Below are 26564 nucleotides of genomic sequence, written 5' to 3'. Positions count from 1 at the left end.
GCGAAGCGAATGTCAGACCGGCAGCGCCGTCCCGACGCCGTCGTCGTCCCCGCCGACCACGGCGGGAGCAGCCTCGCCTGCATCCGGTCGCTGAGTCGCCTCGGTCTCACCGTGATCGGCGTCGCGTCGAGCGAGTCCGCCCCGGCGCTCGCCTCCAGGCACTGCGACGAGAGCCACGTGGCGCCCTCGCCGGGGACCGACCTCGACGGGTACCGGGACGCTCTCTTCGACCTCGCCGACCGACCGGCCGTGCGGACGGTCGTCCCGCTGTACGAACCAGACATCTACGCCCTCGCCAGCGACCGAGCGGCGTTCGCGGACCGCGTGGCGACGCCGTGGGTCGACAGCGACCGCCTCCGCCGCGCCCAGGACCGCCGCGAACTGTTCGCGATCGCGGAGTCGGCGGACGTGCCCGTCCCGGAGACGTCGCTCCTGCGCGAGCGCGACGACTGGTCGGGCCGCGCGGTGGTCAAACCGCGCTACACCTTCGTTATCGAGGACGGCGGCGTCGCCTATCCCGAGGTGCACGTCACCGACCCCGGTGAGCGACCGGACGTCGAGGCGCTCGTCGACGAGATGGGCCACGAACCGATCGTGCAGTCGCACGTGCCCGACGGCGGCGAGTACGGCTTTTTCGCCGTCTGCGACGGGGGCGACCCGGTCCGCACCTTCCAGCACCGGCGGGTCCGCAGTTACAGCTACGACGGCGGTGCGAGCGTCTACCGCGAGGCTGTGGATGTCCCAGAGCTAGCCGAGGCCGGCCAAAAGCTGCTTTCCGCTCTGGACTGGCACGGCCCGGCGATGGTCGAGTTCCGGCGCGACCGGCGCGACGGCCGCTTCAAGCTGCTCGAAGTCAATCCGCGGTTCTGGGGCTCGCTCCCGCTCGCCGTCGCCGCTGGCGTCGACTTCCCCGCCGTCTACTACCGGCTCGGGATCGGCGACTTCGACGACGACCGTCGTGCCGGAGACGGCGACCACCCTGCCGGCGACGGCCGCGCCGACTACGAGACGGGCGTCGGCTGTCACACGCTCCGGGGCGAGGCGAGCTACCTCCACAGCGTCCTCCGACACGACCACGACCACGCCCAGCGGCCGTCGCTGGCGCGGGCCGTCGCGTCGGTGGCGCTGTCGGTCGTCCGCCAGCCCAACTTCGACTACCTCGCCGCCGACGACCCGGCGCCCTTCCTGCGCGACGTCGCCAACCACGTGTTTGGCGGCCGGTAGTCTCACGCCGGCGCTCGTCGTTCCGTCGGCTCGCAGTCAGTGGATTCGCGTCGGGAGAAAAGAGCGGTAGGGCGCTCTCGGGTTAGGTGTCCGCCGGTCACCGCGGCCGGGACCGCTCGGGTTCGTCGTTGCGAACGCGTGAAATCTCGATCTCCCAGCACCCCAGTCCGTCGGCCGCGACCGCATGAGGGTCGTCCAGGTCGACGCCGGCGCGCTCGGCTGAACGGACGAGCGCGCCCAGCGCCGCCTCGAACTCCTGTCGGTTCTCCGCCATCGCGTTCCGGGATTGCATACCGATTCGGAGGCCTCGAGACGGGATAAAACGGTCCGGCCGTCTCGACCGTTGCGTACTGTTTCACCCCCCGAAAACGGGGGAGTAGAGGCGCTTTCGAAGCCGCTCTCGAATATTGGTGAGGGGGACTCCCGGGACGATACGTTGTGCATGCCACTCGATGGCACGATACGTGCCGCGTAATAATGATCCACGCCGGGCTACGAGGGTCCATGCGAAATCGAATACTGACGGTCGTAGCGATCACCTGTCTCGTCGCGCTCGCCGGTTGCAGCACGGGACTGGGCGCCGACGAAACGACGACGCCCGACGAGAACTCGACTGTGACCGACGCGGCCACTGCCGCCGCCGACGCGACCGCCGGGACCGACGAGAGCGAGACGGCCTCGGTGACCGCGACCGCAACCGCATCGGCGTCGGCGACGGCGACCCCGACGGATACCGGGGCGACCGCGACGCCCGAGACGTCGGAGTCGTGGACGCACCCGAAACTCCCCAACAAACCGATGGAAGACAAGACCAACGCGTCGTCGGCGCCTCGCATCTCGTCCGTCGAGGTCGTGAACACGGTCGCGTCGGAGAACGGCTCCGGCTACTCGAACTTCGATCTGGAGGTGCACGCGAACACCAGCATGCCCCGCGTCGATCCCGCGAGCCACGGGACCGTCGAAGGTGAACCGTACTTCCTCGTCTACGTGAACGACCAGCTCCTGGAGCGCTCGAAGTACGTCGTCCACGACGAGAACGGGACCTTCGGGATCACCATGCGGAAAGACGGCGGGTTCGACCGCTTCGACGCCGGCGAACTCGACCTCACCGTCAAGCTCGTCGACCGCGACAGCGAGTACGACGACGTCTACGGTGTCTGGAACGGATCGGTGCAGTACGCGCCCTGAGAAGCGTCGGGCGTTCGGTCGATCGACCGCCGTCCCGTCGCGTCCGCTACGCGTGGACGAGGTCGCGGCACTCGGTGCAGACGGCGAGCTGTTCCCACTCTTCTCCGGTCTCGTACTCGATGACGACGTTCGACCGCGGGAGGGGCGTCCCGCAGTCCGGACAGGTGCCGACGTGGCTGACGGGTCCCTCGGACGAGTCTGCTTCAGGCGGAGTGGACATACGCGGACGTAGCGCTCCCGGCGCTATTGTTACCGTGCCGGTAAGCGATGGAGACGGTCGGAACTGTCGGGGCCGCTGACGGGTCAGCCCGACCGGAAGAGCGCCGCCAGAAGCTTCCGCTGGGCCTCGCGGACGTGGTTCGCGAAGGTCGGCTGGGTGATGTCGAGCGTCGCCGCGATGTCGCTACCGGTCTGGCGCCGCGGTGACTCGAAGTACCCCCCGTAGTGGGCGGCCTGGAGCGCCTCGTACTGTCGGTCGGTGAGCTGTGACTCGATCCGCCGGCGGAAGCGCCGGTCCGCCTCGACGGGCGTCTCGCGGACCCGTCGTGCCAACAGGACGGTCTCGGGGTAGTGCTCCCGGACGTCGTCGACGAACTCGCGGACGTCGACGCTCCGGGCGACGGTGACGGTTGCGCGGACGCCCTCGCCGGTGGTCTCCGCGTCGGTGACGACCGCGCCCAGCGACGCGAGCGTTCCCGGCACCGTCTCGTCCTCGGCGATCACCTCCACGAGCGCGCCGTCGTCGCGGTCGGTGAGGTGTCTTGCCTCGGCGACGCTGTCTATGTCCGTCGCGGCCGCGACGACCCGGTCGCCGGGCGCGTCGACGGTGACGAACAGGCGCGTGTATCCGCTCCGGTTCGGGGCGGCGTTCTCGAAGCTAACCGTGGCGTCGGTCGCGGCGGCCAGTTCAGCGAGGAGCGAGTTCGGGGCCGGCACCGATAGCTCGAGCTCGACGGTCGTGTTCCCGAGCGCGAGCGCCCGCAGTTCGACCGCCGTCAGCGCGTACGCGACGACGCGGCCCAGGTGCTCGACGAGCGCGCGGATCGGTCCGTCGAGCGCGCCGACCGCTCGCCCGTAGACCGCGAGCACGCCGTGCGTGCCCTCGTCGCCGCCGATCGGCACCGCGAGGGCCGATCGGAGCCCCGTGTCGAGCGCGGCCCGCCGCCAGTCGGCCGGCGCGGATCCGGCCGCGAGGTCCCGCTCCGCGACGACGCTCCGTTCGGTGAGGGCCCGTGCTGCCGGCGGCCCCGACTCGTCGCTCAGTTCGAACGTCACGGCCGACGGATACGCGTCGCCGTCGCCCGCGACTGCCGCGGGGTCGAGTTCGCTCCCGCCGGGCGAGACGGTGCCGAACCAGGCGAGCGCGACCGGCTCCGCGGCCGCGAGTTCGGTACAGACCGCCTGCCGGATCGCCGGGGCCGAGTCGGCCGCCAGCACGCGCCGCTCGACGCGGCGTTCCGTCGTCGTCGCGGCCGCGAGGCGGTCGGCCTCGGCGCGACACCGGCGGTTCCGCTCGCGGGACCGGCGGAGGGTCCGGCCGGCGGCGAGCCCATCGAGCGCGAGCGACCCCGTCGTCGCGACGAGCGAGAGGCCCGTCAGCAGATCGGGAGTCACGTCGTCCCGGTCGCGGACGCCGGCGACCAGCACGCCGTGGTCCCCCATGGGGACGGCGATTCCGCCCGCGTACGGCCGGTCGGGCAGGGCGTTCAGTGCGGCCGCGTCGGGGCCGACGACGTGGCGTTCGCCGGTCCGATCGGCGGCCCTGACGACCGGCTCGGCGTCGTCGTCGGCCGACGGGCCGACGGGTCCGAGCGGCGCCGACGCTCCGTCGCGGAGGTAACAGCCGAGTTCGAGCCACGGGACGTCGCTGGCGGCGGCGACGATCCGGTCGACCGCGTCGCGGGGCGAGTCCGCGGCCGCGACACCCTCGTTGGGGTCGGTCGCGGCCCGGACCAGTCGCCGCACCTGCGCCGCCGGCGTCTCGTCGGTGAACAGGACGACGACGCCGCCGACGGCCGGATCGGCGGTGAAATCGAACAGTGCCGCGGCCACGGCGGCGCCGTCCGAGCGACCGGCCGGGCGGACGGTGACGCACGCCTCGGTCCCGTCGCCGTCGACGAGCGACGCGAACGCGTCGGCGAGGGCCGGGAGGTCGGCCGGGGCCACCAGCCGACCGACGTCGTCGAGTGGTACCGCGGGGGAGACGCCGGCGACGGCCGCGGCTGCGGGGCTGACGTACCGCGTCTCGCCCGCCGGGTCCAGCAGGGCGACCGGCAGTCGCTCGACCAGCCGCTCGAACGCGTCGACGGTGTCGGGACGGAGCGTCATCGCCGCTCCCCCTGGGCCGCTCGGCGCGTGCTCGGACGTCGATCCATCTACCCGCCGGAGGGCCCCCTCCGCCGTTATTATCGGTGCGGTAGCGGGCCTTACCATCTGAATAATAAACGGGCGCGGCGGCGTGTCCTCGTCCACAAACATGTCGGGAGTGCTCCGCAGTACGTCGGCAGTGCGTTCGTTGCGCGGCGGTTGCACGGTCCACGCGGCCCGCCCGCCCCATTCGCGGAGGGAGCATGGACGCTGACCGGTTCTTCAGCGTGGCGGCGGCGGTGATACTGCTCGCCGGCATCGGGGCGTCGGCGACGACGCTCCAGTCGACGGTAGAGACCACTCCGGACGACGTCATCGACGTCGACAGCGCGTCGCTCCCCATCTCCTCCGACGACGTCGGCGAGTACGCCGACCGCCTCAACTCCGACTCGGGATCCGGGCACGCCCCGGCCGACCAGCCGGGTGACCCGTCCGAATCGGGTGGCGACTCGGAAGACGGGGAGACGAGCGGAAACGAGGGCGAGGACGGGAACGAGAACGAAGACGAGAACGAGCAGCGGCAACGGCCCTCGGAGCCGACAGCGGGGGACCTCACGAGAAACCGGCGGACGCAGGGTCCGGGCGACCTGCCCGGTCGCGACAGGCAGTCCCTGATCGAGTGGCTGCTCTCGCTACTGGCCGCCCTCCTGGCGGCGCTCTTGCGAGCGCTCCCCATCCTCGTCGCCCTGGGGCTGCTCGCGGTCGCCGTCGCCAACCGCGACCGCATCGCCGCGGTGCTCCGGGAGCGGTTCGGTCGGGACGACGGCTCCGCAGACGAGTCCGACGGGCCGCCGCTGCGGGCCGCACCGCAGAACGAGGTCGAACGCGCCTGGTACGAGATGGCCGCGCTCGTCGACGGCGACGCGGTCGAGACGACGAGTCCCCGCGAGTGCGCCCGCCGCGCCGTCGCGGCCGGGGCGGACCGCGCCGCCGTCGAGCGCCTCACCGAGACGTTCGAATCGGTCCGGTACGGCCACGCGTCGGTCACGCCCGCCCGGCGCGACCGGGCCCTCGACGGGCTCGCAGACGTCCGCTCGCAACTGGGGGCGGACTCGTGAACCGCCGCCGACTCGCGCTCGGGGTCCCCGGCGTCGCCCTCGTGGCGCTCGCGCTCGTCGGGACGGGACTCGTCGGTGGCTTCGTCACGGCGGAGGCAGCCGTCGCCGTCCTCGGGACCGACTACTTCTTCGTCGCCCTCATCGGAGCCGGCTCACTCGCGGTCGCGGCGGCCGTCCTCGTCGACGGCGATGAGGTCGACCAGACGCGGATGCCCGACCCGGAGTCGGTGACGGCGGTCCCCGCACCGGGCGACGACCTCGGCGACCGACTCGACGGCTGGCGCGTCGCCGTCCCCGTCCTGGGCCGGCGGGTCCGGCGCGACGTGCGCGAACGACTTCGCGAAGACGCGATCACCGCCGTTCGCAGGGCCCGCAACTGCGACGAAACCGCCGCCGTCGAGCGCGTCGACAACGGCGAGTGGACGTCCGATTCCCGCGCCGCGGCGTTCCTCGCGTCCGACCGGCGCGCGTCCCCGGGGGACGTCCTCGCCGCCGTGCTGCGGGGCGAGACGCCCTTCAGCGACGGTGCTCGCCGGACCGCGGACGCCGTCGCGGACGTCGAACTCGGCGGGACCGAACGCGAACCGGGGGTGGTCCGGTGACCGACCGGCGGACCCGTCGGACGGAGCGCTGGCGCGGCGTGATCGGCGTCGCGCTCGTCGCGCTGACGGCCGGTCTGCTCCTGAACCTCCCGAACGTCGTCCTGCTTTCTGTCGGGGGCGTCGTCTTCGCCGCCTACCCGGCGCTGACCCGGGAACCCGACCCCGCCCTGTCGCTGGAGCGGCGACTCGACGACGAGCGCCCCGGGCAGGGCGACCCGGTCGAGGTGACGGTCGAACTCGCGAACGAGGGCGACGCGACGCTGTTCGACTGTCGAGTCGTCGACGGGGTCCCGGAGACGCTCCGCGTGACAGACGGCGCGCCGCGCCACGCGGGCATCCTCCGCCCAGGGGATTCGCTGACGTTCAGCTACACCGTCCGGGCCGAGCGGGGCAAACACCCCTTCGACCCCGCGACCGTCGTCGTGCGCGACCCGGCCGGCGCTCGCGAGGTCGAGCAGTCGGTCGCCAGCGAGACCGAGATCGACTGCACCGTCGCCGACGCGGCCGCCCCGTTGCGGGACCAGACGCTTGCCGACGTGGGCCGCGTCACCGCGGACGACGGCGGGAGCGGCGTCGAGTTCCACCGCACCCGCGAGTACCAGCGCGGCGACGCGCCGAGCCGTGTCGACTGGAAGCGCTTCGCGCGAACCGGGTCGCTCTCGACCGTGGAGTTCCGCCGCGAACGCGCCGCGAGCGTCGTTCTCCTCGTCGACGCTCGCGAGCCCGCCTACCGCGGCCGAGCCGGCGAGCCACACGCAGTCGCCTACTCGGTCTCGGGCGCGCGCCAGATCGCCGCCAGTCTCGTCGGGAGCCGCAACCGGGTCGGCGTCGCGGCGCTCGGGCGCTCGTTCGCCTGGCTCGAACCGGGCGCCGGCCGCTCGCACGTCGACGACGTCGAGGCGCTCCTCGCGAGGCACGAGACGCTCTCGCCGACGCCGCCCGACGGCGACTGCTCGCTCGACGACCAGGTCGACCGGCTGCGCGAGCGCCTCGACGACCGCTCGCAAGTGGTGCTGTTCTCGCCGCTCACCGACGACGCGATCTGCGAGACCGCGCGGTCGCTCGAGGCCCGCGGCCACGCGGTGACCGTCGTCAGCCCGACCGTCACCGACCGTGACGGGCCGGAACGGCGCCTGGCCGTCGCCGAGCGCCGCCACCGACTCAGCGACCTCCGCAACGCCGGGATCCGGGTGGTCGAGTGGTCCCCCGAGAGACCGCTGGCCGCCGCCCTCGCCGCGACGAGCGAGGGGGTGGTCGCGTGAGCGCCCCGAGCGACCCCGTCTCGGCGAACCTCCGTCCGACGCGGCTGAGCGGGTCGCTCGCGGTCGCCGTCCTGTTCGGGGCGCTCGTCTCGCTGGGCGGCGGGTCGACGACTGCCTTCGCCGTCGAGGCCCTCGGACTGGCGCTCCTGGCGGTCGGCGTGACCGTCCGCCGCGACCGGTCGCGAGCGGCCGGCGACGCGCTGGTCGTCGTCGCGCTCGCGGTCGTCCTCGGCGCGCTCGCGTTCGTGTGGATCGACACACGAGATCTGCTCGTCACCGCACAGGCCGTCCCGGGGATGGTCGGCGTGCTGGTCCTCGCGCTCGGCGTGATCCCGGCGCGCGGCCGGGGGTCGCGGCGACTGGTGAAAGTCGGCTCCGGGCTGGTCCTCCTCTCGGTCTTCGTGACCGCCGTCGTGGTGAAGCCGCCGCTCCAGACGCTCCTCGTCGGCACGGTCGCCATTGTACTCGCGTGGGACCTCGGCGAAAACGCGATCGGACTCGGGGCGCAACTCGGCCGCCGCGCCGAGACGTATCGGGTCGAACTCGCTCACGGACTCGGTTCGGCGGCGGTCGGTGCGGCAGCGGTCGTCGCCGGGAAGACCGTCGCCGGCGTGGGGACGCCGGGGTTTCCCCTCGGCGTGTTCGCGGTGTTGCTTATCGGCCTCGTCCTGCTCGCGGGCGCGCTTCACGAGTGACGGTCGGGACGGTCACCTCGTCGACGGCGTCGGCGACGACGTCGCCCTTGGTGGCCTCGCCGACGCGGGCGTCGGCGGTCAGCACGACCCGGTGTGCGAGCACCGGTTGTGCGACCTGCCGGACGTCGTCTGGCGTCACGTACTCCCGACCCCGGAGCGCCGCGGTCGCGCGCGCGGCCTCGAAGAGCCGCTGGGTGCCGCGCGGCGAGACGCCGACGTCGACGCGACCGTCGGTCCGGGTCCGACGGACGAGGTCGACCACGTACTGTTTGACGTCGCGGTCGATGTCGGTCCCCTCGGGAGCCTGCTGGAGGGCGCGCACCCGCTCGGTGCCGAGGACGCGCTCGACCGCGGAGAACTGGTCTTCGCGCGCCTCCCGGCGGTCCAGTAGCTCCATCTCGCCGCTCTCGTCGGGGTAGCCGATACTCGTCTTGACGAGGAAGCGGTCCTTCTGGGCCTCTGGGAGGGGGAACGTGCCGTTGCCGCTCTCGACGGGGTTCTGCGTCGCGATGACGAAAAACGGCTCCGGCAGCTCGTGGGTCTCGCCGTCGACGGTGACCTGCTCTTCCTCCATCGCCTCCAGCAGCGCGGCCTGGGTCTTCGGCGACGCCCGGTTTATCTCGTCGGCGAGGACGACGTTCGCGAACAGCGGCCCGGGATTGAAGTCGAACCCGTCGGTCCGCTCGTTGAACACGTAGGTTCCGGTCACGTCCGCCGGCAGCAGGTCCGGCGTGAACTGCACCCGGGAGAACGACAGCCCGAGCGCGGCCGCGAAACACCGCGCGGTCAGCGTCTTGCCGGTCCCCGGGACGTCCTCCAGGAGGACGTGTCCGTCCGCGAGTACCGCCGTCAGGACGGTCTCGAGGAGCTCGTCGTCGGCGACGACGCCGCGAGAGACGGTTTCGATGACGGTGCGACAGGTATCGCCCGCGTCGGCGGCCTGCATACGTCCGACACCCGTCCCCTGCGCCGTTATTATGACAGTGGTAACTCGGCGCGGTACCGGGCTCCCGCTCCGGGCCACGTCGACGGACGGGCCCCGGCGGTCGGGGAACCAGTGGATCGACAGAAGGGCGGGGGTGAACGCGCCCGGTGTGGTGGGAGTCGCGCGCGTTCGCCGGTGGACAGTGACCGGTGCCGAGTGCGACGGGCTACGGGTGACGGCGCGAATTGGGGTTCGGGCGCACCGCGATTAGCCGCGTCGACGGTCGACGGGGCGGGTGGAATGGGTCGGACGTCGGCACCGGCCCGCACTCTGTGGACGTCGGGCAACGTCCACTCGATACTGCGAGCGCATCGGTCGTTATTATGTTCCCGCTAAACCGCCGCAACGGCGGGGATCGACCCGTGCCCGGTGAGGGATCGATGGCGTGCCGGCGAAATCCTGCGGAGGGAGCGGTCGGCGCGTGCACCGCGTAGGCGTTCGAGAGAATCGGCTACTGGACCGAGCCGAGACGGGAGTGAAAGTCCGGGAGGGAACGGAGCGGGAGGCGCTCGTCAGAACCCGTCGTCGGGGAGCGAGTCGAATGCCGCGGGGTCCTGCCACAGTTCGTGGAGGGTGCCCGCGGCGAGGAATCGCGTCGGCGCGGCGACCCACTCGGTCGTCACGGGGTCGTCGAGCGCCGGCGCGTCGGTCTCGAACCACCACGCGACGTAGCGGCCGTCGGCCAGCCGCGCGGTGGGGTACATCTGGCCGTCGACCTCGACGTCGATCCGCGTCTCGTCGTCGACCGGCGGTCGCTCGTCGCCGTCGCTCGCGACGCTGATCTCGATCGGGATCGACCGCTCCCCGGCCGCCTCGCCGACACCAGCGTCGTCACCGTGTTCCGTGGTCGGGATCATCGTCGTCTCGCCTCGATCTGAGGGCGTCCCCACCCATAAAGCCCAGTCGGTCAGGCGTCAGACGCAGCGCCGACGCCGGGCGATCGGCGCCCGAGTCCGCGACGCGTCGTCGGGTGGCGTCGACAGGTCCGGGACGGAAAGCCTCGATGCGGAGGCGTCCGTCGGCGCCGCCGTCGCGGTCCCCGCCGGCGTCGCCGTCGCGCCGGTGGTCTCAACGGGGATGAACCGGACGGCCGTCTGCACGTCGATGCTCTGGTTCTGACGGAGCCGTCGCTCGATGTCGTCGTCGAGCCGCGGATAGGTCTCGCCGCTCGGCGCGGTCACCGTCGTCGTCACGCGGACCGGGTTCCGACTGAACGGTTCGTCGCCGTACTCGACGGTGACCTCGGTCACCGTGAGGTTCGCGTAGCGCTCGCTGTCGACGACGCTCTCGACGGTCGTGCGGACCACCTCCGTCGACGAACCGGCGCGGTAGGCGGAGTAGGTGAACGCCCCCAGGATCGACGCGAGGACGAGGATCCCCACCGCGAGGACGACTGTCCGGTTCTGGATGTGGGCGATCGACCGGCGGTGGTCGCGCCCGCCCTGGCCCCGATAGCCCGAGTACCACAGCGTCGCCAGCGCCGTCAGGTTGATCGAGAAGGCGTTGACGAACACGAGCAACCCGGCGCGGAAGACGACTGTCGGGAGCCCCCAGGCGATGCCGATGCCGACGGCGGCGACCGGCGGGACCAGCGCAGCGGCGACCATGACGCCCACGAGCGGCGTGGAGATGTCGCCGGTGAGGCTGCGCGCGCCGGCGGCGCCCGACCCCAGCGCGACGACGAGCGCGAGCAGGTCAGGCGAGAGGCGACCGGACACCTGCTCGATCGCCGTGACGTCGAGGTTCGGCGGGACGAGGAAGAGATAGCGGACGGCCAGCGCGAACAGCGTCGCGCTCACGACGGCCAGCGCGAACCCGGCGACCTGGTACTTCGCGCCCTTCCAGAACAGGGCGTCGTCGGAGAGGACGGTCCCGACGCTGGCCGCGAGCGCCGGGCCGACGAGCGGCGCGATGACCATCGATCCGACGACGATGGACGCGCTGTCGAGCAACATCCCGGCCGTCGCGACGACCGCGCTCACCACCACGAGCAGCACGTACGTGTACCGATCCGGCATGAGGTCCTTCGCGACCATCCGGATCTCCTCGTGGGCGATCCGCTCGTCCGGCGTGTGCTCGTCGTACGCCCGCTGGAGTTCGCCGAAGCGGTCGGAGACGACCGTCTGGACGTTCTGGACGACGACGTGGGACTCCTCGTCGAGCCCGATCTCGCGGAACGACGAGAGCACCGGCTCGACGGCCTCGACCGGGAGCGGGAACGTCACGACTGCCTCGTACTCCCGGTCGTCCGGCCGCGCACCCGGCGGCCCGACCTCGTCCGTCATCGAGTAGTCGATGCCGTGGTCCGCGAGGACGCGCTGGACGGCCCGTCGCTTCCCCGCGGGAACGGTCACGTGGACGAATCGCATTAGTGTGAGAACGGAGCGGTCTGATCTCCGCGGCGTCGGCGAGCGACGGGACGCGACCGTCGACTGGCGTCCGATCCGCGACGGACGGCGAGCGGCGACACCGACCGCGGGTATCGCCCTCGCGGCGCGTCGGCGGCGCTCAGGCCGCCAGGATCGGCTGGTAGTCGTACTGGTCGGTAAGGTCTTTCAGCTTCTCCAGGGCCTCCTCTTCCTCTTCGAGGTTCTCGTGGAGGAGGTCGCCGGCCTCGTCCATGCCCAGGCGGTCGGCCAGCAGGGCGAGGTTGCCGTAGGCGGCGATCTCGTAGTGCTCGGTCTTCTGGGCCGCCGTCAGGTTGGCGACGTCGAGGACGTCCGGGTCGGGGTCCATGTCGACCATCTCCTGGTGCTCCTCGATGAGGCCCTGGATCCCCTCGCACTCTTCTTCCTCCGGCGGCTCGCCGATCATCTCGAACACCTGTTCGACGCGCTCGATGTGGCCTCTGGTCTCCTCGCGGTGCTCCTCGAAGGCCTGTGCGATCTCCTCGTGTTCGGTCTGCTCGGCCAACTCGTCGAGGACGTCGAGCAGCTCGTGCTCGGCGTAGTAGATGTCTTCCAGTTCGTGCTCGAACAGCTCCTGTGCTGAGTTGACTGCCATATGAATCACCGCGTGGGCGTTCGATTCCGCGGTGGTTAGTAATCCGCTCGCTACCGGCGAACTCGCTGACGGCGACGGGATACGCGCGGGTTACCGCGCGGAAAGTTCGGCTGAACCCCGTTCCGAGCGGGCTTCCGTTCCGGGGTCGGACGACTGCGGGCGACGGCGGTCGCCGCGGCGGCTGAACGGACGCGCGTGTTTTTCCCGTCGCACTCGAACGGACCGCCATGAGCGGCGACCTGCTCGTCTACGGCTCGTACGGCTACGCGGGGTCACTGATAAGCGAACGCGCCGCAGCGGAGGGACTCGACCCGATATTCGCGGGTCGGGACGCCGAACGCGTCGAGGCGGCGGCGACCAGACGCGGCTGCGACCATCGGGTGTTCACCCTCGAACACCCGCCCGTCGTCGACGGGATGCTCGCCGGCGTCGACGCGGTGCTCAACTGCGCCGGCCCGTTCGAGGACACGGCCGAGCCGCTGGTCGAGGCGTGTCTCCGGACCGGGACCGACTACCTCGACATCGCCGGGAACGTCGACGTCCTCGAAGCGACCGCCGCCCGCGACGCCGAGGCGACGGCGGCCTCGGTCGCGCTCGTCCCCGGAGTCGGGTTCGACGTGGTGCCGACCGACTGCCTCGCCGCGACGCTCCACGGTCGACTCCCCGAGGCGACCGAACTCACCCTCGCCATCGACGGGCTGGGCACGTTCTCGCCCGGGACGCTGAAGTCCGTCCTGCGCGGGCTCGACCGGCCGGGCGCCGTCCGGCAGGACGGCCACATCGAGACGGTTCCGCTCGCCTGGAAGCGCCGCACCGTCGACTTCCCCAGCGGCGAGACGACCGCCGTGACCGTCCCCTGGGGCGACGTGTCCTCGGCGTACTACTCGACGGGCATCCCGAACATCGAGGTGTACGCCGGGGTCCCCGACCGCGCCGCCGACGTGATGGAGCGGACGCGCCCGCTCGCCCGACTCCTCACCGTCGGCCCGGTCCGCCGCGCCGCGGAGGGGCTGATCGACCGCGTCGTCTCCGGGCCGACCGCCCGCGAGCGCGCCGAGAGCGAGACGCACGTCTGGGGTGAGGTGCGGACCGAGAGCGGACGCGTCGCCCGCGCCCGGATGCGCACGCCGGACACCTACGACCTCACGACGGCGACGGCGGTCACGGCGGCCGAGCGCGTCCTCGCCGGCGAGGCGGGACGGGGGTTCCAGACGCCCGCCTCCGCGTTCGGTCCCGAGTTCGTCGAGGAGTTCGAGGGCGTCACCGTGGAGTTCCTGACCGAACCGCAGCGCGTCGTCCAGTAGCGCTCGGCGGTCGGAAGCGCCGTTCGCGCCCGCCCGCTGGCGCCGCTGGACCGGCGTAGGTCGGCGTTACCGACGGTTCCCGCCGATTACTTTTTCGTCTCGGTCCGTGAGCACGGGTATGGCGAAAGAACTCGAAGAGCTGGACGTGACCCGCGACGAGGCGGCCGACAAGCTCGAAGCGATCGCCGCGGACCTCCGCGGCGACGGCTCGTTCGACGTGAACGTGAGCAACCGGACCGTCCACCTCGCGCCACCCGACGACATCGGCATGGAGATCGGCGTCCGCGAGATGTCGTCGCTCCTGCGCGGCGACCGCGAGGCGTTCACGATCAAACTGGACTGGAAACCGGAGTAACACAGCCGGCCGGCGAGCGACCGGGCGCGCATCGCTCCGTCCTTCCGCTGACGCCGTCTTTATAAGCACCCGGCGCCCGAATCGGGTCATGACGGTCGAGTTAGCGTTCGTCGGCGCCGGCGGCATCGCCCAGTGGCAGCACTTCGACAACCTCGAAGCCATCGAGGAGGCCGAGATCGTCGGCATCTGCGACGTGGACAGCGAGACCGCCGAGTCGGCGGCCGACCGGTTCGACGTCCCCGCCTTCTCCGACCACCACGACCTCTACGCGGAGACCGACCCGGACGCGGTGTTCGTCTGTCTCCCGCCGTTCGCCCACGAGGACCAGGAGATCGCCGCCGCAGAGCACGGTTACGACCTGTTCGTCGAGAAGCCGCTCGCGCTCTCGGCCGAGAAAGCCCGCGAGATCCGCGACGCCGTCGAGGAAAACGACGTGCTCGCGCAGGCGGGGTACGACTGGCGCTACTCGGCCGGCGTCGACCGCGCCCGCGAGATCCTCGCCGACCGCGCCGTGGGCTACGTCGACGGCTACTGGTGGGGCGGCGTCGCCGGCGGCGAGGACCACTGGTGGCGCCACGCCGAGAAGTCGGGCGGACAGGTCGTCGAGCAGGCGACCCACATCTACGACACGGTCCGCTACCTCGCCGGCGACGTCGAGCGCGTCACGGCGGCCGGTAGCCACCGCATCGAGGACGCCGTCGACTTCTCGGACGCCACCTCGGCGACGATGACCCACGAGAACGGCGCCGTCAGCCACGTCTCGACCACCTGCGCCGCCGAGGACGGCAAGCACGGCCTCGAAATCGTCGCCGACGGCGCGACCATCGAAGTGACCGAGCAGGCCGTCTCGGGCGTCGTCGACGGCGAGGATATCGACGAGTCGTTCGATCGCAACCCCTACGCGGCCGAGGTCGAGTCGTTCGTCGGCGCCGTCGCGACGGGCGACGGCGCGGGCCTGCGCTCGCCCTACGACGACGCCCTCGAAACATTCGAACTCACGCTCGCCGTCAACGAGTCCATCGAGCGCGGCGAACCGATCGAGTTGTAGGACTGTCGGCCGCTGAACGGTCTCGGCACCCCTCCTTGGCCGTCCGTCCCGGCGGTATCACCGGTTGCGGTCGATCCATTCACAGAACGCCTCGAAGTCGTCTGCACCGGCTTACTCGGCGATGTGCCTGAGCGTCCCCGTATCGATGCGGTCGTGCCGTGGAATGCTCACCGTCCGTGGTTCCGTGTCGTGGTCCTCCGGTGGGTACCACGTGAGGATGACGTGGTCACCGGTCGTCCGCTGCCATTCGAAGCCGCCGTCGTTTCCGAGGACTTCGATCACGTCGTCGCCCGAAAAATCGCGGGAGACCATCCAATCCGCTACTGCAGTACGTCGGGGAGGTCTCCCGAGGTGTTCTCCTCGGGGTCGATACCGACCGCGCGCAACTCCTCGTCCGTCGGCTCGCGTCCCGCCTCTCCGTGATAGAGGGCGACCGCCTCGTCGAGGTTATCCAGTGCCGCCTCGCGGGTTTCGCCCTGTGACGCGACGCCGGTCTCCTCGTCACGGGCGACCCACAGGTCGCCGCTCTCGCCGAGAGAGAGGGAGATCTCGACCGGCGTGGTCGGGTCCTCGTCACCCGCCCCGTCGGTGTCGGTGCTCATACGCTGAATCAGGTCGGGATGACCGATAAGTTCTCGGTGCCGCTGTCGTCCCCGTGCGAATGCAGAAAGGCCGGGACGCTCGCGCTGTTCGCCCCCGTGTGTCGACGACGCGTTCGACCGAGTCGAATCCTACTCGAGCAGACTCTCGCCGGTCATCGCGGACGGCTTCTCGACGTCCATGAGTTCGAGCAGCGTCGGCGCGACGTCTTCGAGCGCGCCGCCCTCCCGGACCAGTCGGCCGCCGTCCGTCCCGTCGGCGGCGAGGTAGATCAGCGGCACCGGGTTCGTCGTATGGGCCGTGTAGGGCTCGGCCTCGGTGCCCATGTCGTCGGCGTTGCCGTGGTCGGCGGTGACGAGGACGTGCCCGCCGGCCGTCTGGATCGCCTCGACCAGCCGGCCCAGCTGTTCGTCGACCGCTTCGACGGCGGCGACGGCCGCGTCGAAGTCGCCTGTGTGGCCGACCATGTCGGGATTCGCGTAGTTGAGAACCACGAGATCGGGGTCGCGTTCCTCGATCTCGGCGATGGCGGTGTCGGTCACCTCGGGCGCGCTCATCTCGGGCTGCTGGTCGTAGGTCGGCACGTCGGGGCTGGGAACGATCTCGCGGATCTCCCCGTCGAACTCGACCTCGCGGCCGCCGTTGAGGAAGTAGGTGACGTGGGCGTACTTCTCGGTCTCGGCGAGTCTGAGCTGCGTGTGGCCCGTTTCGGACACGACTTCGCCGAGGGTGTCCTCCGGGCGGATCGGCGGGAAGGCGGCGGGCAGGCCGAACGTCTCGTCGTACTGGGTCATCGTGACGACGCGGGTCGTCGGCGGGTCGGTGCGCCCGCCCCACGCGTCCGAGCGGACGTCGGCGAGCATCCGCGTCAACTGGCGGGCGCGGTCCGAGCGGAAGTTGAAGAAGACGACCGAGTCGCCATCGGAGAGGGCGGGGCGGTCGGTGATCGTGGTCGGCTCCACGAACTCGTCGGTGTCGCCCCGGTCGTAGGACTCCACCACTGCGTCGACGGCCGTCGCGGCCTCGTGGCCGGCGTGGCGGTTCACGATAGCGTCGTAAGCCAGTTCCGTGCGGTCCCAGTTCTCGTCGCGGTCCATCGCGTAGTAGCGGCCGGAGACGGTGGCGACGTGGCCGGTCCCCTGTTCCTCGGCGTGGGCCTGCAGGTCCGCGAGGTAGTCCTCGCCGCCGGTCGGCGAGGTATCGCGGCCGTCCGTGAACGCGTGCGTGACGGCGTCGACGCCCTTGTCGGCGGCGAGTTCGATCAGCGCGTGGAGGTGGGACTGGTAGGAGTGGACGCCGCCGTCGGAGACGAGGCCCATGAAGTGGACGCGGCCGTCGTTCTCGCGGGCGTAGTCGAAGGCCGACTGGATGGCCTCGTTCTCGTGGATGGGCGGGTCGTCGATGCCGTCGTCGGGCACGGACTCGCCCCGCCACTTCCGGATAGCGTCGGTGACGCGGGCGGACTCCTGGGTGACGACGCGGCCGGCGCCGATGTTGAGGTGGCCCACCTCGGAGTTGCCCATCTGGCCCTCTGGGAGGCCGACGCGGCGGCCGGAGGTGACCAGCGTTCCGTGGGCGCCGGCGTTCCAGAAGCGGTCGAAGTTCGGCGTCTCGGCGGCAGCGACGGCGTCGCGGACCCCCTCGTCGGGGTTGAACGCCCAACCGTCGAGGATGACGAGCGCGGCTTCCATGTCTCCGAGTCCGTCCGGCCCGTCAAAGTGAGTGTCGGTCGCTCGGTCGATCTGGTCCCTCGCCCCGGTCGGTCGCCGACCCGCCGCTCGCCGACGGCTGACCCATCGTGACAGCTAAGAGTCAGCCGAATCTCGGTCGGCGTATCATGGGGTTGCTGGGGCGCGCACTCGACCGGTACAGGGCGATGGCGGATGCGCAGCGGGCGAAGACCGACCCGGGGGACGCGGTGGATCTGGCGCCGGGACTCGCGGACCTGCTCGACAGCGATAGTCCCGTCGCACGCCGCGACGCCGCCGAGGGCCTGTCGCGGATCGCCGAGGAGTACCCCGACGCGGTCGCCGACCACGTCGACGCGCTGGCCGCGCGGATCCCCGATCAGGAGCCGACCGTCCAGTACTTCGCGGAGACGCCGGTCTCGTACGTCCAGACGCACGTCGCGGTGGCCATCTCGCGGACGGCGACCGAGCGTCCCCGCGCTGTCGAACCCGCGGTCTCGGAGTGCGCGGACCTCCTCGGTCACGCCGACCCGGGCGCCCGGCACAACGCGGCGGTGGTCCTCGCCGAACTCGCCCGCGAGGCACCCGAGACGGTCCACCCGGCCGCCGACTCGCTCGCCGCCGCGCTGCGCGACGACGACGCGAACATCCGTCGAGCGGCCGCGCGGGCGTTCGGCCACCTCCTCCGGGAGGACCCCGGCGACGCGCTCGCCTACCGCGACCCGCTCGTGGCCGCGCTGGACGACCCGGAGGCGGCGGTCCGCGAGGAGGCCGCCGAGGCGATCGGACGGCTCAGCGAGACCGATCCCGACGCCGCGGTCGACCTCGCGGACGCTCTAGTCGACGCGCTCGACGACGAGAGCGGCGAGGTCCGCGGTTCGGCCGCCCGGGCGCTCGGCCGCATCGCTCGCGTGGACGTCGATGCCGTCGCGGACGCCACAGACGCGCTGGCCGCGACGCTCACCGACGAGGTGCGGGACGCCGGTCGCGGGGCCGGGAGCGCCGTCGAGCGGATCGCTCAGGAGGACGCCGACGCGCTCGGGACCGTTCGGGACCTCGATCCGCTCTTCGCTGCGCTCGACGCCGAGTACCTGATCGCCCGACGCGGCGCGAGCGTCGCGCTCGTGGCCCTGGCGGAATCCGACCCGACAGTCGGCGAGGGCCGCGTGGACGCGCTGGTGGCCGCGCTCGACGACGAGTCCCAGGCGGTCCGGTTCAACGCGACGCGCGTCCTGACCGAACTGGGGACGACCGACCCGGACGCGCTCGTCCCCCGCGTCGACGCGTTCGCGGCCCTGCTCGACGACGAAGACCCGGGCGTCCGCGCCTGCGGCGCCGAAGCACTCGGCGTCGTCGGCGAGACCCGGCCCGATGCGGTTCGAGGGGAGGTGGACGCGCTCGCGGGGCTCCTCGGTGACAGCGACGCCGGAGCCCGCGGGCACGCCGCGCGGGCGCTCGGCCGGATCGGGGACGAGCGCGCCCTCGACGCCCTCCGGGCGCGCCGCGGGGGCGAGTCGAACGACCGCGTCCAGACGCTGCTCGACGAGGCCGTCGAGACCATCGAGGCCGGTCCCGACGCGACGTTCGACCCGCCCGAACGGTCCTGACCGACTCGAATCACCGCTATCTCTTTGGGTCTGGCGGGTCCTCTTCGAGGTATGGACGCGCAACTGCTGTCGGACGAACTCGCCGACCAGATCGTGACGACGGCCCGAACGGCCACCGGGGACAGCCTCCGCTCGGTGACGTTCTTCACGCGCTCGGACTTCGAACAGCTCTACCTCCGGGAGGACCTGGAGCGCGACGCCGATCTAGACACCTTCGTCGGCCACGAGTGGCGCGGCTTCCGCGACACGCGCAACGCCTACCAGTCCTCGGAGCTCGGCGAGTACCGCTTCACCGTCCGCGCCTTCACCAACGGCTACCTCCTCCGGGTGACCGGCGAGCGCCGCGGCGTGCTCATCACCACGGACGGCCTCCAGATGCAGTCCTACGAGGAGATCGCCGAGGCCATCGAGAAGATGCTCGCCGAGGACCCGACCGCGGAATGACGCTCGACCCGGTCCACGTCGACGGCATCGCCCGCCTCGCCGGCCGCGTCAGCGAGGGCGTCGACGAGAGTGACCATCAGAACGCCGCCGAGACCGTCTGGGGGGAGTTTCTCGACCCCCTCTACCGCGACGGCGACCCCGTCCTCGAACCCCTGGGCGACCAGCGCCGCGAGAAAGTCCCCGTCGACGCCGCCGCCTTGCGGGACCCGCCGTTCCCCACCCAGCACGGCCTCGACTCGGGGACGATCAACCCGACGACGTTCAAGAACGGCCTCGTCCTCGACGTCTCCCAGGCCGCGATGGCGGGCGTCCCCTCCGATCTGGACCTGCACCGCGCGCGGACCATCGTGATGACCGCCCACTCCAACGACGACACCTACCGGATCGGCCAGGAAGACTGGACGATGCACGACGAGGGGTACGTCCGCAAGCGCGCGCTCCACGCGCCACGCGTCGACCGCTACGAACAGAACGTCGTCCACGCGCTCGCGCTCTACCTCGCCGAGAGCGAGCACGCCCGCGAACAGGCCGGTATCGTCGACGATCTGCTGATCCTCGACGGCCCGCTCTACCCCACCGGCCTCCTCAAGTGGGCCGAACGCGACACCGCGCTCGCCGACCTGCTCACCGAGGACGAGCGCCCGCGCGACGTCGTCGAGAACTACGTCCGCCTCGTCGAGGACTTCGTCGCGCGCGACGTGCCGCTGATCGGCTTCATCAAGAACAGCACCGCCAAGGCGATCACGCAGGTCGTCCGCGAGAAGACAAACGCCCCCTGGGCCAACGACAACGCCTTCTTCCAGCGGGTCCTCGCCCGCCGCGACGACCGCGGCGACCTGAAAACGGACGCCCTCACGGCGACCAACTGGTTCCGCTCGCGCGTCGGCACCGACCGCGTGATGGCCGCCGAGGCCGACGCCCTCGGCATCGACCGCGACCTCGACCCCGCGGCCTACGAGGTCACGTTCTTCGTCCTGTACGACCCGCGGGACGACCTCTGTTACCGCGTCGAGGCGCCCTACGCGTTCACCGAGGACGAGGACACCCGCGAGGCGCTGCGCCTGCAGGTGCTCCACGACGTGGCCGGCGAGCAGGGGCCGCCGCTGGCCGTCGCCAAGGCCGACGAACTCGCTCACATCGACCGCCAGGCCAACGAGCAACTCCGTCGCCGGATCGAGCGCGAACTCGGCAGCGACCGCCACCGCGAGTACGACGACAAGCGCTGGGGCGTCGACGTCGAGGAGCTAGTCTAACGCCGCCGCGTTTCCCCTGGGGTCCAAGCAGTCGAGTCCGTCTGCTCGCTTCCGTCGGAGGCCGTCGCTATCGCCGCGTTCGCCGGATAGACACACGATCGCCGCCGCTGACGTCTCTGATCTGGAATTTCGAACCGCGGTCCGTAGCGTCCGAGGACGAGACAACACGACAGTCGTACCACGCACCGCGTGAACGGTATTCGGAAAATTCCCGATCCACTGCACAAGGGTTAATTTCCCGCTCTAATAATAGGCGACGTTGATGGGATTATCCGTGCTCACAGCAGCATCTGGGACTGGTATCATACAGTCCGCTGTGCCGATCGTCGGTATCGAACTGGGGCAGACGGCGCTCACCGCGATCGGCGTCCTCCTGATCCTGTTTCTGATCATGGGGTCGGGCTTTTTCTCCTCGTCGGAGATCGCGATGTTCTCCCTGTCGGCCCACCAGATCGACGCGATGGTAGAGGAGGGCAAGCGCGGCGCGCGGGCGGTCAAGTCACTCAAGGACGACCCCCACCGCTTGCTCGTGACGATCCTGGTGGGGAACAACCTCGTCAACATCACGATGTCCTCGATCTCGACGACCATCATCGGCTTCTATCTGGACGCCGGCACGGCGGTACTCGTCTCGTCGTTCGGTATCACGTCGATGGTCCTGCTGTTCGGCGAGAGCGCCCCCAAGTCCTACGCCGTCGAGAACACCGACTCGTGGGCGCGGACCGTCGCTCCGCTGTTGACGATCGTCGGGAAAGTGCTGTGGCCGCTCATCACCCTGTTCTACTATCTGACGAAGCTGGTCAACAAGGTCACCGGCGGCGGCTCGTCCATCGAATCGTCGTACGTCACCCGCGAAGAGATCCGGAACATGGTCAGGACGGGCGAGCGCGAGGGCATCCTCGACGAGGAGGAACGACAGATGATCCAGCGCACCCTGCGATTCAAAAACACCACCGCCAAGGAGGTGATGACCCCTCGCCTCGACGTCGAAGCAATCTCCAACGACGCGACCGTCGAGGAGGCCATCGGGGAGTGTATGCAGTCGGGGCACGCCCGTCTGCCGGTGTACGAGGGATCGCTGGACAACGTGATCGGCGTCTTCGACATCCGGGACCTGGACCGGGATACCAACTACGACGCCGCCGACCTCGACGTGGCGGACGTGGTCAGCCCGACGCTCCACGTGCCCGAGTCCAAGAACGTCGACGAACTGCTCCTGGAGATGCGCGACGAGCGGGTGCACATGGTCATCGTCGTCGACGAGTTCGGCGCCACCGAGGGGCTCATCACGATAGAGGACATCGTCGAGGAGATCGTCGGCGAGATTCTGGTGGGCGACGAGGACCACCCGGTCGAGTTCGTCGACGACACCGAGGTGCTGGTCCGCGGGGAGGTCACCATCGACGAGGTCAACGAGGTGCTGGACATCCGTCTCCCCGAGGGCGAGGAGTTCGAGACCATCGCGGGCTTCATCTTCAACCGCGCGGGCCGCCTCGTCGAACAGGGCGAGGCGTTCGACTACGAGAACGTGACGCTGCGGGCCGAACAGGTCGAAGACACTCGAATCCAGGAGGTCCGGGTGACCGTCGACCGCGACACCGTCGACCCGGACGAAGAGGAGTCCCTCGCCGAAGTGGGCGAAACCGACTGATCGACGGCGTCCCGGCGGCTGAGGCGCCGAGCGCACACTGCAGTTCCCGCGAAAATTCGACGCTACCGGTCGCGATTCGCAGCTGTCGCCCGGAACCCGGCGCGTCGGGCCTCGCCCGCTTCGCCGTAATCGGCTGTTATCGCCGGTAAGTTCACGTCGGTCTACAGCAACGACGGAGCGCCCCGGCTGGACGGGCGTCGGGCCAGCGCGGCGTTCGTCGGAAATAGGCACCCGGTTCTGATAATTACTGAATAACAATTCAAGCGGCCATCAACGTCACTTCCGGAGGGGTGTCACTCGAGTGGGACTCAACACGCTACTCGTCGGCGTCGATGCGGCCTGCTGGCCGGTCGTAGAGCGGTTGCCGGACCGATCGGCGGTCTCGACCATCGACCGGCTCGGCGATCGAGGGATCGCCGCGTCGCTCGAATCCGCTGTCCCGCCCTGGACGGCGAGCGCCTGGCCCTCGCTGTACACGGGGACGAACCCCGGCAAGCACGGGGTCTTCGGGTTCCTGCGATTCGACGGCTACGACTGGGACGTCGTCAACGCGACCGATCTCTGCGCGCGCCCGGTCTGGGAACTCGCCGACAGCCACGGGCTGACGAGCGTCGTCGTGAACGCGCCGGTGACCCACCCGCCGCGGTCGTTCGACGGCGCGCTCGTCCCGGGCTACACGGCCCCCGAGGACCCCGAGTGCCACCCCCCGGGGATCCTCGACGACGTCCGAGACCGGGTCGGCGACTACCGGCTCTACTCCGAGGGCGAGGTCGAGCGCGAGTCCGCCGCGGACGACTACCGCGCGTTCGTCCGCTCGCGCGGCGCTGCCCTCCGGTATCTCGCGGACCGTTTCGACCCCGAGTTCGGGTTCGTCCAGTTCCAGCAGACCGACACGGTCTGCCACGAGTTCCCCGGCGACGACGCCCTCCTCGGCGAGGTCTACCAGGCCGTCGACGACGAGATTGCCGCGATCCTCGACGCCTGCGACCCGGACACCGTGATCCTCGCCAGCGACCACGGCATCGGCCCCTGCGAGGGTCGCGAGTTCCGCGTCAACGAGTTCCTCCGCGAGGAGGGGTTCGTCGAGACGGCGACCGACGGCGACGGGATGCCGACGTGGGTGTCGATCCGCGAGGACGACCTGCGCGGCGGCGCCGGTCCCAGCGACCGGGTCGGCGCCGTCTCGGAGGCGCTGACGTCGGCGATGGCGCTCGCGGCTCGCGCCGGATTCACGACCCAGCGCGCGGCGCGACTGGTGGACGCGCTGGGGCTCACCGAGACCGTCTCGCGAGTCGTCCCCGACGACCTCCAGCGGGCGGGGACCGAGGGCGTCGACTTCCGGGCGTCGGCAGCGTACGTGCGCGATCCGATCGAACTCGGCGTCCGGATCAACCTCGCCGGCCGGGACCCCGAGGGGGTCGTCGACCCGGACGACTACGAGTCGGTCCGGAGGGACCTGATCGAGGCGCTCCGGTCGGTGCGGACGCCCGACGGCGACCCGGTCTTCGAGGAGGTCGCGCCCCGGGAGGCGTACTTCCACGGCCCCGAGGCCGAGCGCGCGGTCGACGTGGTCACCGTCCCCACCGACTTCGACCAGTCCCTCGTCGCCCAACTCTACGGCGACCAGTTCGGGACGCCCTCGGAGCCGTGGACGCACAAGCGCACGGGGCTGGTCGTCGCCGCGGGCGACGCCGTCGACGCCGAGGCGGGAGCGGGGGGCCCGCACCTCTTCGACGTCGCACCGACGGTGTGCGCCGCGCTCGGAATCCCCCGCAGCGACAGGATGGACGGGTCGCCGCTCCCGTTCGTGGAACCGACCGACGAACGACGATACCCGTCGCGCGAGGCGCGCGAACGGGTCGGCACAGAGGACGAGAGCGTTGCCGAGACGCTGACCGACCTCGGCTACATCGAATGGACACGGGATGACTGAACTCACCGTCACCGGCCACGAGACGGTCGACGATTTCGGCGAGACCCAGTGGGACACGCTGGTCCGCCAGTCGGACCTGGGTTCGGTGTTCCACCGCCACGGGTGGCTCCGGGCGGTCGAACGCGGCCTCGACCGGCGGGCGGCCCACTTCGTCGTCCGGAAGGGGTCGAACCCGGTCGCCGTCCTCCCGAACTTTCGGGTGCCCGTCGACCTGCCCGACCGGTCGACCCTGCGGGACGCCCTCGAATCGTCGCTCGCGGACCGCTTCGACTCCCCGAGCCCCGTCGATCGCCTTCCCACCGGCGCGCTCGGCGCCCTCTCGACCGTCGCCGGCGCACCGGCCGACGTGAGCGCGGACGCGTTCGGCTCGCTCCCCGTCGAGCGCCTCTGCTCGACCGCGCCGGGCTTCGGCGGTCCCATCGTCCTGACCGACGAGGCCGACTGTCTCGACATGCTCTTCGACGCGCTCGAGGACGCGCTCTCCGAGTCCACCCTCTGTCACGTCGTCAGGGCGAAAGAGCCGGCGTTCATGCGCTACGGCAAGTTCCTCGCCGGGCGGGGGTACGCCCCGACCCTGCTCGACTGCCGGTTCGTGCTCGACGCGGACCGCCCCTTCGAGGAGGTGCTCGACGGGATGGCCAAGGAGCGGCGCAAGGCCGTCCGCGACGCCCGGGAGCGCGAGTACGCGGTGACCGAGCGCCCGCTGGCGGAGACGCTCGACGAGACCTACGAGCGGTATCTCCGCGACATGGAGCGGGCGGGCGGCGACCCCTACCCGCGCTCGTTCTTCGCGGCGCTCGCCGCCGATCTCCCCGAGCGGACGCGCGTGTTCTCGGCCGAGGTCGACGGAGTGGCGGCCGGGCAGTACGTCTACCTGCTCGACGACGAGCAGTCCGCCGTCCACTACTTTTTCTCCGCTATCGGCGACGCCGCGAACTACGAGTACAACCCGACCGAACTCCTGCACAGTCACGTCGTCGAGTGGGCGCGCGAGCGGGGCTACGACGACTACGACTTCGGGTCCACGGGGTCGACGTTCCGCGACGGGACGTTCAAGTACAAGGAGAAGTACGGCGCCCGGGTCGTGCCGACGCTCCGCTGGGAGCGTGGGGACTCTCCCGTCCTCTGGAACGCCTACCGACTCGCGCGCCGGGGCTACCAGCGATACGCCTATCCGGACACATGACTGTCGAGATCGAAATCCTCGACGAGCGCGACGCCGCGGAGTGGAACCGCTACGTCGAGCGCTCGGCCGACGCCAATCCCTTCCATCGCGCCGAGGCGCTGGCCGTCGAAGCGGCGTACTCCGGGACGACCTGCCATCGCCTCGTCGGCTACAAGGGCCAGGAACCGGTCGGCATCTTCCCCGTCTTCGAGCGGTCGAAGGGGCCGATCACGGCCGCGTTCTCGCCGCCGCCGCCGCTGTGGATCCACCGTCTCGGCCCGGCGCTGTTGAACGTCGACAAGCTCTCCCAGCGCAAGGCCGAGCGGCGCATCCGCCGCTTCGTCGAGGGCGTGTTGGAGTGGCTCGACGACGAGTGCAGCCCGAACCTCCTCCGGGTGAAGACCGAGTGCACGTTCGCCGACCTGCGGCCGTTCAAGTGGGCGGACGCGGACGTGACCCCGGAGTTCACCTACGTCGTCGACCTGCCGGACGGCCGCGAGGACCTGCTTGCGATCTTCAGCAGCGACGCCCGGTCGAACATTCGGAATCTCGACGCCGACGCCGTCTTCGAGGAGGGCGACGCCGGTCCGACCTTCGAGGAGGGTGACGCCGCCGATGTCGAGCGGATAGTCGACCACGTGCGCGACCGCTTCGACGCACAGGGCGAGCCGTTCACCCTCCCTCGCGGGTTCGCACGCGAGCTCTACGAGACGCTGCCGGAGGGCGCGATGCGCACGTACGTCTGCCGTCACGAGGGCGAGTTCGTCGGCGGGATCCTCACCTACGAGACCGACGAGTGGATCCACCGCTGGCAAGGCGGCGTGACGCCCGACGTGGACTTCCCGGTGAACGACAACCTCGACTGGACGGTCATGACCGACGCGATGGAGCGCGGCCTCGACGCCTACGACCTCGTCGGCGCGGGCGACCCGCGGATCAACGATTACAAGGCGAAGTTCGGGCCCTCGGTCGAGACGTTCCACAGCGTCGAGCGCTCGTCGCTCGCGATGGACGCGCTGCTCGGCCTGTACACGCGAGTGAAGTGATCGGTTCGGGACTGATTCTCCCGAGCGTCACAGCACTGGACTCGGGTGGCAATCATACTCTATCTGGTAGGTGGGCGGGACGGAAG

General features: G+C 70.7%; 26 protein-coding genes. 16 read left to right on the top strand and 10 right to left on the bottom strand.

Going from position 1 to position 26564, the window contains the following annotated elements; genetic code table 11:
* Positions 1 to 9 precede the first annotated feature (9 nt).
* Entirely contained in the window at positions 10 to 1224 is a 1215-nt protein-coding gene (locus ACMGFH_RS15620) for an ATP-grasp domain-containing protein (RefSeq protein WP_415379372.1), read from the top strand.
* Between the two features lie 97 nt (positions 1225 to 1321).
* Here ACMGFH_RS15620 and ACMGFH_RS15615 read toward each other — a convergent pair whose 3' ends face one another.
* Positions 1322 to 1516, bottom strand: a complete 195-nt coding sequence (locus ACMGFH_RS15615) for a hypothetical protein (protein ID WP_415379371.1) — start codon at positions 1514 to 1516, stop codon at positions 1322 to 1324.
* A 212-nt stretch (positions 1517 to 1728) separates the two neighbouring features.
* Between ACMGFH_RS15615 and ACMGFH_RS15610 the strand changes: the two genes are divergently transcribed.
* Positions 1729 to 2412, top strand: a complete 684-nt coding sequence (locus ACMGFH_RS15610) for a hypothetical protein (protein ID WP_415379370.1) — start codon at positions 1729 to 1731, stop codon at positions 2410 to 2412.
* Positions 2413 to 2458: 46 nt separating this feature from the next.
* On the opposite strand, the gene ACMGFH_RS15605 is transcribed toward ACMGFH_RS15610, so the two are convergent.
* Positions 2459 to 2632: a hypothetical protein gene (locus tag ACMGFH_RS15605; RefSeq protein ID WP_415379369.1), complete on the bottom strand. Its 174-nt coding sequence runs from the start codon at positions 2630 to 2632 to the stop codon at positions 2459 to 2461.
* An 83-nt stretch (positions 2633 to 2715) separates the two neighbouring features.
* Positions 2716 to 4740 carry a bacterio-opsin activator domain-containing protein gene (locus tag ACMGFH_RS15600; protein WP_415379368.1) on the bottom strand — a complete coding sequence of 675 codons (2025 nt, stop codon included), beginning with the start codon at positions 4738 to 4740 and terminating at the stop codon, positions 2716 to 2718.
* Between the two features lie 242 nt (positions 4741 to 4982).
* Here ACMGFH_RS15600 and ACMGFH_RS15595 point away from each other — a divergent pair, with 242 nt between their 5' ends.
* Genes ACMGFH_RS15595 through ACMGFH_RS15580 form a run of 4 tightly spaced genes read left to right on the top strand, consistent with a single transcriptional unit; the run spans position 4983 to position 8396 of the window.
* Positions 4983 to 5837 (top strand): DUF4129 domain-containing protein, encoded by an 855-nt coding sequence (locus ACMGFH_RS15595; RefSeq protein WP_415379367.1) that lies wholly within the window; start codon positions 4983 to 4985, stop codon positions 5835 to 5837.
* A complete protein-coding gene (locus ACMGFH_RS15590; RefSeq protein WP_415379366.1) occupies positions 5834 to 6439 on the top strand; it encodes a hypothetical protein in 606 nt (201 codons plus the stop codon). The genes ACMGFH_RS15595 and ACMGFH_RS15590 overlap by 4 nt, the downstream gene beginning before the upstream one ends.
* Entirely contained in the window at positions 6436 to 7701 is a 1266-nt protein-coding gene (locus tag ACMGFH_RS15585; protein WP_415379365.1) for a DUF58 domain-containing protein, read from the top strand. The genes ACMGFH_RS15590 and ACMGFH_RS15585 overlap by 4 nt, the downstream gene beginning before the upstream one ends.
* On the top strand, positions 7698 to 8396 hold the full coding sequence (locus ACMGFH_RS15580) for a hypothetical protein (RefSeq protein WP_415379364.1): 699 nt from the start codon (positions 7698 to 7700) through the stop codon (positions 8394 to 8396). The genes ACMGFH_RS15585 and ACMGFH_RS15580 overlap by 4 nt, the downstream gene beginning before the upstream one ends.
* Here ACMGFH_RS15580 and ACMGFH_RS15575 read toward each other — a convergent pair.
* From ACMGFH_RS15575 to ACMGFH_RS15560, 4 genes are all read right to left on the bottom strand, one after another.
* Complete coding sequence (locus tag ACMGFH_RS15575; protein WP_415379363.1) at positions 8356 to 9342, bottom strand: AAA family ATPase; 987 nt, start codon at positions 9340 to 9342, stop codon at positions 8356 to 8358. The genes ACMGFH_RS15580 and ACMGFH_RS15575 overlap by 41 nt on opposite strands.
* A gap of 551 nt (positions 9343 to 9893) precedes the next feature.
* Positions 9894 to 10238 (bottom strand): hypothetical protein, encoded by a 345-nt coding sequence (locus ACMGFH_RS15570; RefSeq protein WP_274322131.1) that lies wholly within the window; start codon positions 10236 to 10238, stop codon positions 9894 to 9896.
* Between the two features lie 57 nt (positions 10239 to 10295).
* Entirely contained in the window at positions 10296 to 11750 is a 1455-nt protein-coding gene (locus ACMGFH_RS15565) for a TIGR00341 family protein (protein ID WP_415379362.1), read from the bottom strand.
* Between the two features lie 139 nt (positions 11751 to 11889).
* Positions 11890 to 12384 carry a ferritin-like domain-containing protein gene (locus ACMGFH_RS15560; RefSeq protein ID WP_415379361.1) on the bottom strand — a complete coding sequence of 165 codons (495 nt, stop codon included), beginning with the start codon at positions 12382 to 12384 and terminating at the stop codon, positions 11890 to 11892.
* Between the two features lie 227 nt (positions 12385 to 12611).
* On the opposite strand from ACMGFH_RS15560, the gene ACMGFH_RS15555 reads away from it, so the two are divergent.
* From ACMGFH_RS15555 to ACMGFH_RS15545, 3 genes are all read left to right on the top strand, one after another.
* A complete protein-coding gene (locus tag ACMGFH_RS15555; RefSeq protein WP_415379360.1) occupies positions 12612 to 13688 on the top strand; it encodes a saccharopine dehydrogenase family protein in 1077 nt (358 codons plus the stop codon).
* 118 nt (positions 13689 to 13806) lie between these two features.
* Positions 13807 to 14043 (top strand): amphi-Trp domain-containing protein, encoded by a 237-nt coding sequence (locus ACMGFH_RS15550; protein WP_415379359.1) that lies wholly within the window; start codon positions 13807 to 13809, stop codon positions 14041 to 14043.
* A gap of 88 nt (positions 14044 to 14131) precedes the next feature.
* Positions 14132 to 15091 (top strand): Gfo/Idh/MocA family protein, encoded by a 960-nt coding sequence (locus ACMGFH_RS15545; protein WP_415379358.1) that lies wholly within the window; start codon positions 14132 to 14134, stop codon positions 15089 to 15091.
* Positions 15092 to 15202: 111 nt separating this feature from the next.
* On the opposite strand, the gene ACMGFH_RS15540 is transcribed toward ACMGFH_RS15545, so the two are convergent.
* The 3 genes from ACMGFH_RS15540 to gpmI all read right to left on the bottom strand — a co-directional run bounded on the left by ACMGFH_RS15540 (position 15203) and on the right by gpmI (position 17382).
* Complete coding sequence (locus ACMGFH_RS15540; RefSeq protein ID WP_415379357.1) at positions 15203 to 15403, bottom strand: type II toxin-antitoxin system HicA family toxin; 201 nt, start codon at positions 15401 to 15403, stop codon at positions 15203 to 15205.
* A gap of 8 nt (positions 15404 to 15411) precedes the next feature.
* The gene (locus ACMGFH_RS15535) at positions 15412 to 15693 is read right to left on the bottom strand and encodes a type II toxin-antitoxin system HicB family antitoxin (RefSeq protein WP_415379356.1); all 282 of its coding nucleotides are present in this window, start codon (positions 15691 to 15693) and stop codon (positions 15412 to 15414) included.
* Positions 15694 to 15822: 129 nt separating this feature from the next.
* Positions 15823 to 17382 (bottom strand): 2,3-bisphosphoglycerate-independent phosphoglycerate mutase, encoded by a 1560-nt coding sequence (gene gpmI / locus ACMGFH_RS15530; protein ID WP_415379355.1) that lies wholly within the window; start codon positions 17380 to 17382, stop codon positions 15823 to 15825.
* Positions 17383 to 17528: 146 nt separating this feature from the next.
* Between gpmI and ACMGFH_RS15525 the strand changes: the two genes are divergently transcribed.
* The 7 genes from ACMGFH_RS15525 (at position 17529) to ACMGFH_RS15495 (ending at position 26478) form a co-directional block, all read left to right on the top strand.
* A complete protein-coding gene (locus ACMGFH_RS15525) occupies positions 17529 to 18986 on the top strand; it encodes a sister chromatid cohesion protein PDS5 (protein ID WP_415379354.1) in 1458 nt (485 codons plus the stop codon).
* 51 nt (positions 18987 to 19037) lie between these two features.
* On the top strand, positions 19038 to 19430 hold the full coding sequence (locus ACMGFH_RS15520; protein WP_415379353.1) for a hypothetical protein: 393 nt from the start codon (positions 19038 to 19040) through the stop codon (positions 19428 to 19430).
* Positions 19427 to 20683, top strand: coding sequence for a DNA double-strand break repair nuclease NurA (locus tag ACMGFH_RS15515; RefSeq protein ID WP_415379352.1), 1257 nt, complete (start codon positions 19427 to 19429; stop codon positions 20681 to 20683). The genes ACMGFH_RS15520 and ACMGFH_RS15515 overlap by 4 nt, the downstream gene beginning before the upstream one ends.
* Before the next feature lie 262 nt (positions 20684 to 20945).
* Positions 20946 to 22334, top strand: coding sequence for a hemolysin family protein (locus ACMGFH_RS15510; RefSeq protein ID WP_415379351.1), 1389 nt, complete (start codon positions 20946 to 20948; stop codon positions 22332 to 22334).
* Between the two features lie 301 nt (positions 22335 to 22635).
* Positions 22636 to 24267 (top strand): alkaline phosphatase family protein, encoded by a 1632-nt coding sequence (locus ACMGFH_RS15505; RefSeq protein ID WP_415379350.1) that lies wholly within the window; start codon positions 22636 to 22638, stop codon positions 24265 to 24267.
* Complete coding sequence (locus tag ACMGFH_RS15500) at positions 24260 to 25453, top strand: GNAT family N-acetyltransferase (RefSeq protein ID WP_415379349.1); 1194 nt, start codon at positions 24260 to 24262, stop codon at positions 25451 to 25453. Before ACMGFH_RS15505 ends, ACMGFH_RS15500 begins: the two co-directional genes overlap by 8 nt.
* Positions 25450 to 26478 (top strand): lipid II:glycine glycyltransferase FemX, encoded by a 1029-nt coding sequence (locus ACMGFH_RS15495; protein ID WP_415379348.1) that lies wholly within the window; start codon positions 25450 to 25452, stop codon positions 26476 to 26478. The genes ACMGFH_RS15500 and ACMGFH_RS15495 overlap by 4 nt, the downstream gene beginning before the upstream one ends.
* Positions 26479 to 26564: the final 86 nt, after the last annotated feature.

The sequence above is a fragment of the Halosimplex rarum genome, assembly GCF_047715405.1.
In the GTDB taxonomy this organism is placed as follows: domain Archaea; phylum Halobacteriota; class Halobacteria; order Halobacteriales; family Haloarculaceae; genus Halosimplex; species Halosimplex rarum.
Note: the sequence above shows the minus strand (reverse complement) of the source record. Positions and strands in the feature narration are given on the sequence as shown.

Bases quoted from the DNA above. Each gene is read 5' to 3' on its own strand.
- ACMGFH_RS15620 (WP_415379372.1), top strand. From the start codon at position 10: ATGTCAGACCGGCAGCGCCGTCCCGACGCCGTCGTCGTCCCCGCCGAC.
- ACMGFH_RS15615 (WP_415379371.1), bottom strand. From the start codon at position 1,516: ATGCAATCCCGGAACGCGATGGCGGAGAACCGACAGGAGTTCGAGGCG.
- ACMGFH_RS15610 (WP_415379370.1), top strand. From the start codon at position 1,729: ATGCGAAATCGAATACTGACGGTCGTAGCGATCACCTGTCTCGTCGCG.
- ACMGFH_RS15605 (WP_415379369.1), bottom strand. From the start codon at position 2,632: ATGTCCACTCCGCCTGAAGCAGACTCGTCCGAGGGACCCGTCAGCCAC.
- ACMGFH_RS15600 (WP_415379368.1), bottom strand. From the start codon at position 4,740: ATGACGCTCCGTCCCGACACCGTCGACGCGTTCGAGCGGCTGGTCGAG.
- ACMGFH_RS15595 (WP_415379367.1), top strand. From the start codon at position 4,983: ATGGACGCTGACCGGTTCTTCAGCGTGGCGGCGGCGGTGATACTGCTC.
- ACMGFH_RS15575 (WP_415379363.1), bottom strand. From the start codon at position 9,342: ATGCAGGCCGCCGACGCGGGCGATACCTGTCGCACCGTCATCGAAACC.
- ACMGFH_RS15570 (WP_274322131.1), bottom strand. From the start codon at position 10,238: ATGATCCCGACCACGGAACACGGTGACGACGCTGGTGTCGGCGAGGCG.
- ACMGFH_RS15565 (WP_415379362.1), bottom strand. From the start codon at position 11,750: ATGCGATTCGTCCACGTGACCGTTCCCGCGGGGAAGCGACGGGCCGTC.
- ACMGFH_RS15560 (WP_415379361.1), bottom strand. From the start codon at position 12,384: ATGGCAGTCAACTCAGCACAGGAGCTGTTCGAGCACGAACTGGAAGAC.
- ACMGFH_RS15555 (WP_415379360.1), top strand. From the start codon at position 12,612: ATGAGCGGCGACCTGCTCGTCTACGGCTCGTACGGCTACGCGGGGTCA.
- ACMGFH_RS15550 (WP_415379359.1), top strand. From the start codon at position 13,807: ATGGCGAAAGAACTCGAAGAGCTGGACGTGACCCGCGACGAGGCGGCC.
- ACMGFH_RS15545 (WP_415379358.1), top strand. From the start codon at position 14,132: ATGACGGTCGAGTTAGCGTTCGTCGGCGCCGGCGGCATCGCCCAGTGG.
- ACMGFH_RS15540 (WP_415379357.1), bottom strand. From the start codon at position 15,403: ATGGTCTCCCGCGATTTTTCGGGCGACGACGTGATCGAAGTCCTCGGA.
- ACMGFH_RS15535 (WP_415379356.1), bottom strand. From the start codon at position 15,693: ATGAGCACCGACACCGACGGGGCGGGTGACGAGGACCCGACCACGCCG.
- gpmI (WP_415379355.1), bottom strand. From the start codon at position 17,382: ATGGAAGCCGCGCTCGTCATCCTCGACGGTTGGGCGTTCAACCCCGAC.
- ACMGFH_RS15525 (WP_415379354.1), top strand. From the start codon at position 17,529: ATGGGGTTGCTGGGGCGCGCACTCGACCGGTACAGGGCGATGGCGGAT.
- ACMGFH_RS15520 (WP_415379353.1), top strand. From the start codon at position 19,038: ATGGACGCGCAACTGCTGTCGGACGAACTCGCCGACCAGATCGTGACG.
- ACMGFH_RS15515 (WP_415379352.1), top strand. From the start codon at position 19,427: ATGACGCTCGACCCGGTCCACGTCGACGGCATCGCCCGCCTCGCCGGC.
- ACMGFH_RS15510 (WP_415379351.1), top strand. From the start codon at position 20,946: ATGGGATTATCCGTGCTCACAGCAGCATCTGGGACTGGTATCATACAG.
- ACMGFH_RS15500 (WP_415379349.1), top strand. From the start codon at position 24,260: ATGACTGAACTCACCGTCACCGGCCACGAGACGGTCGACGATTTCGGC.
- ACMGFH_RS15495 (WP_415379348.1), top strand. From the start codon at position 25,450: ATGACTGTCGAGATCGAAATCCTCGACGAGCGCGACGCCGCGGAGTGG.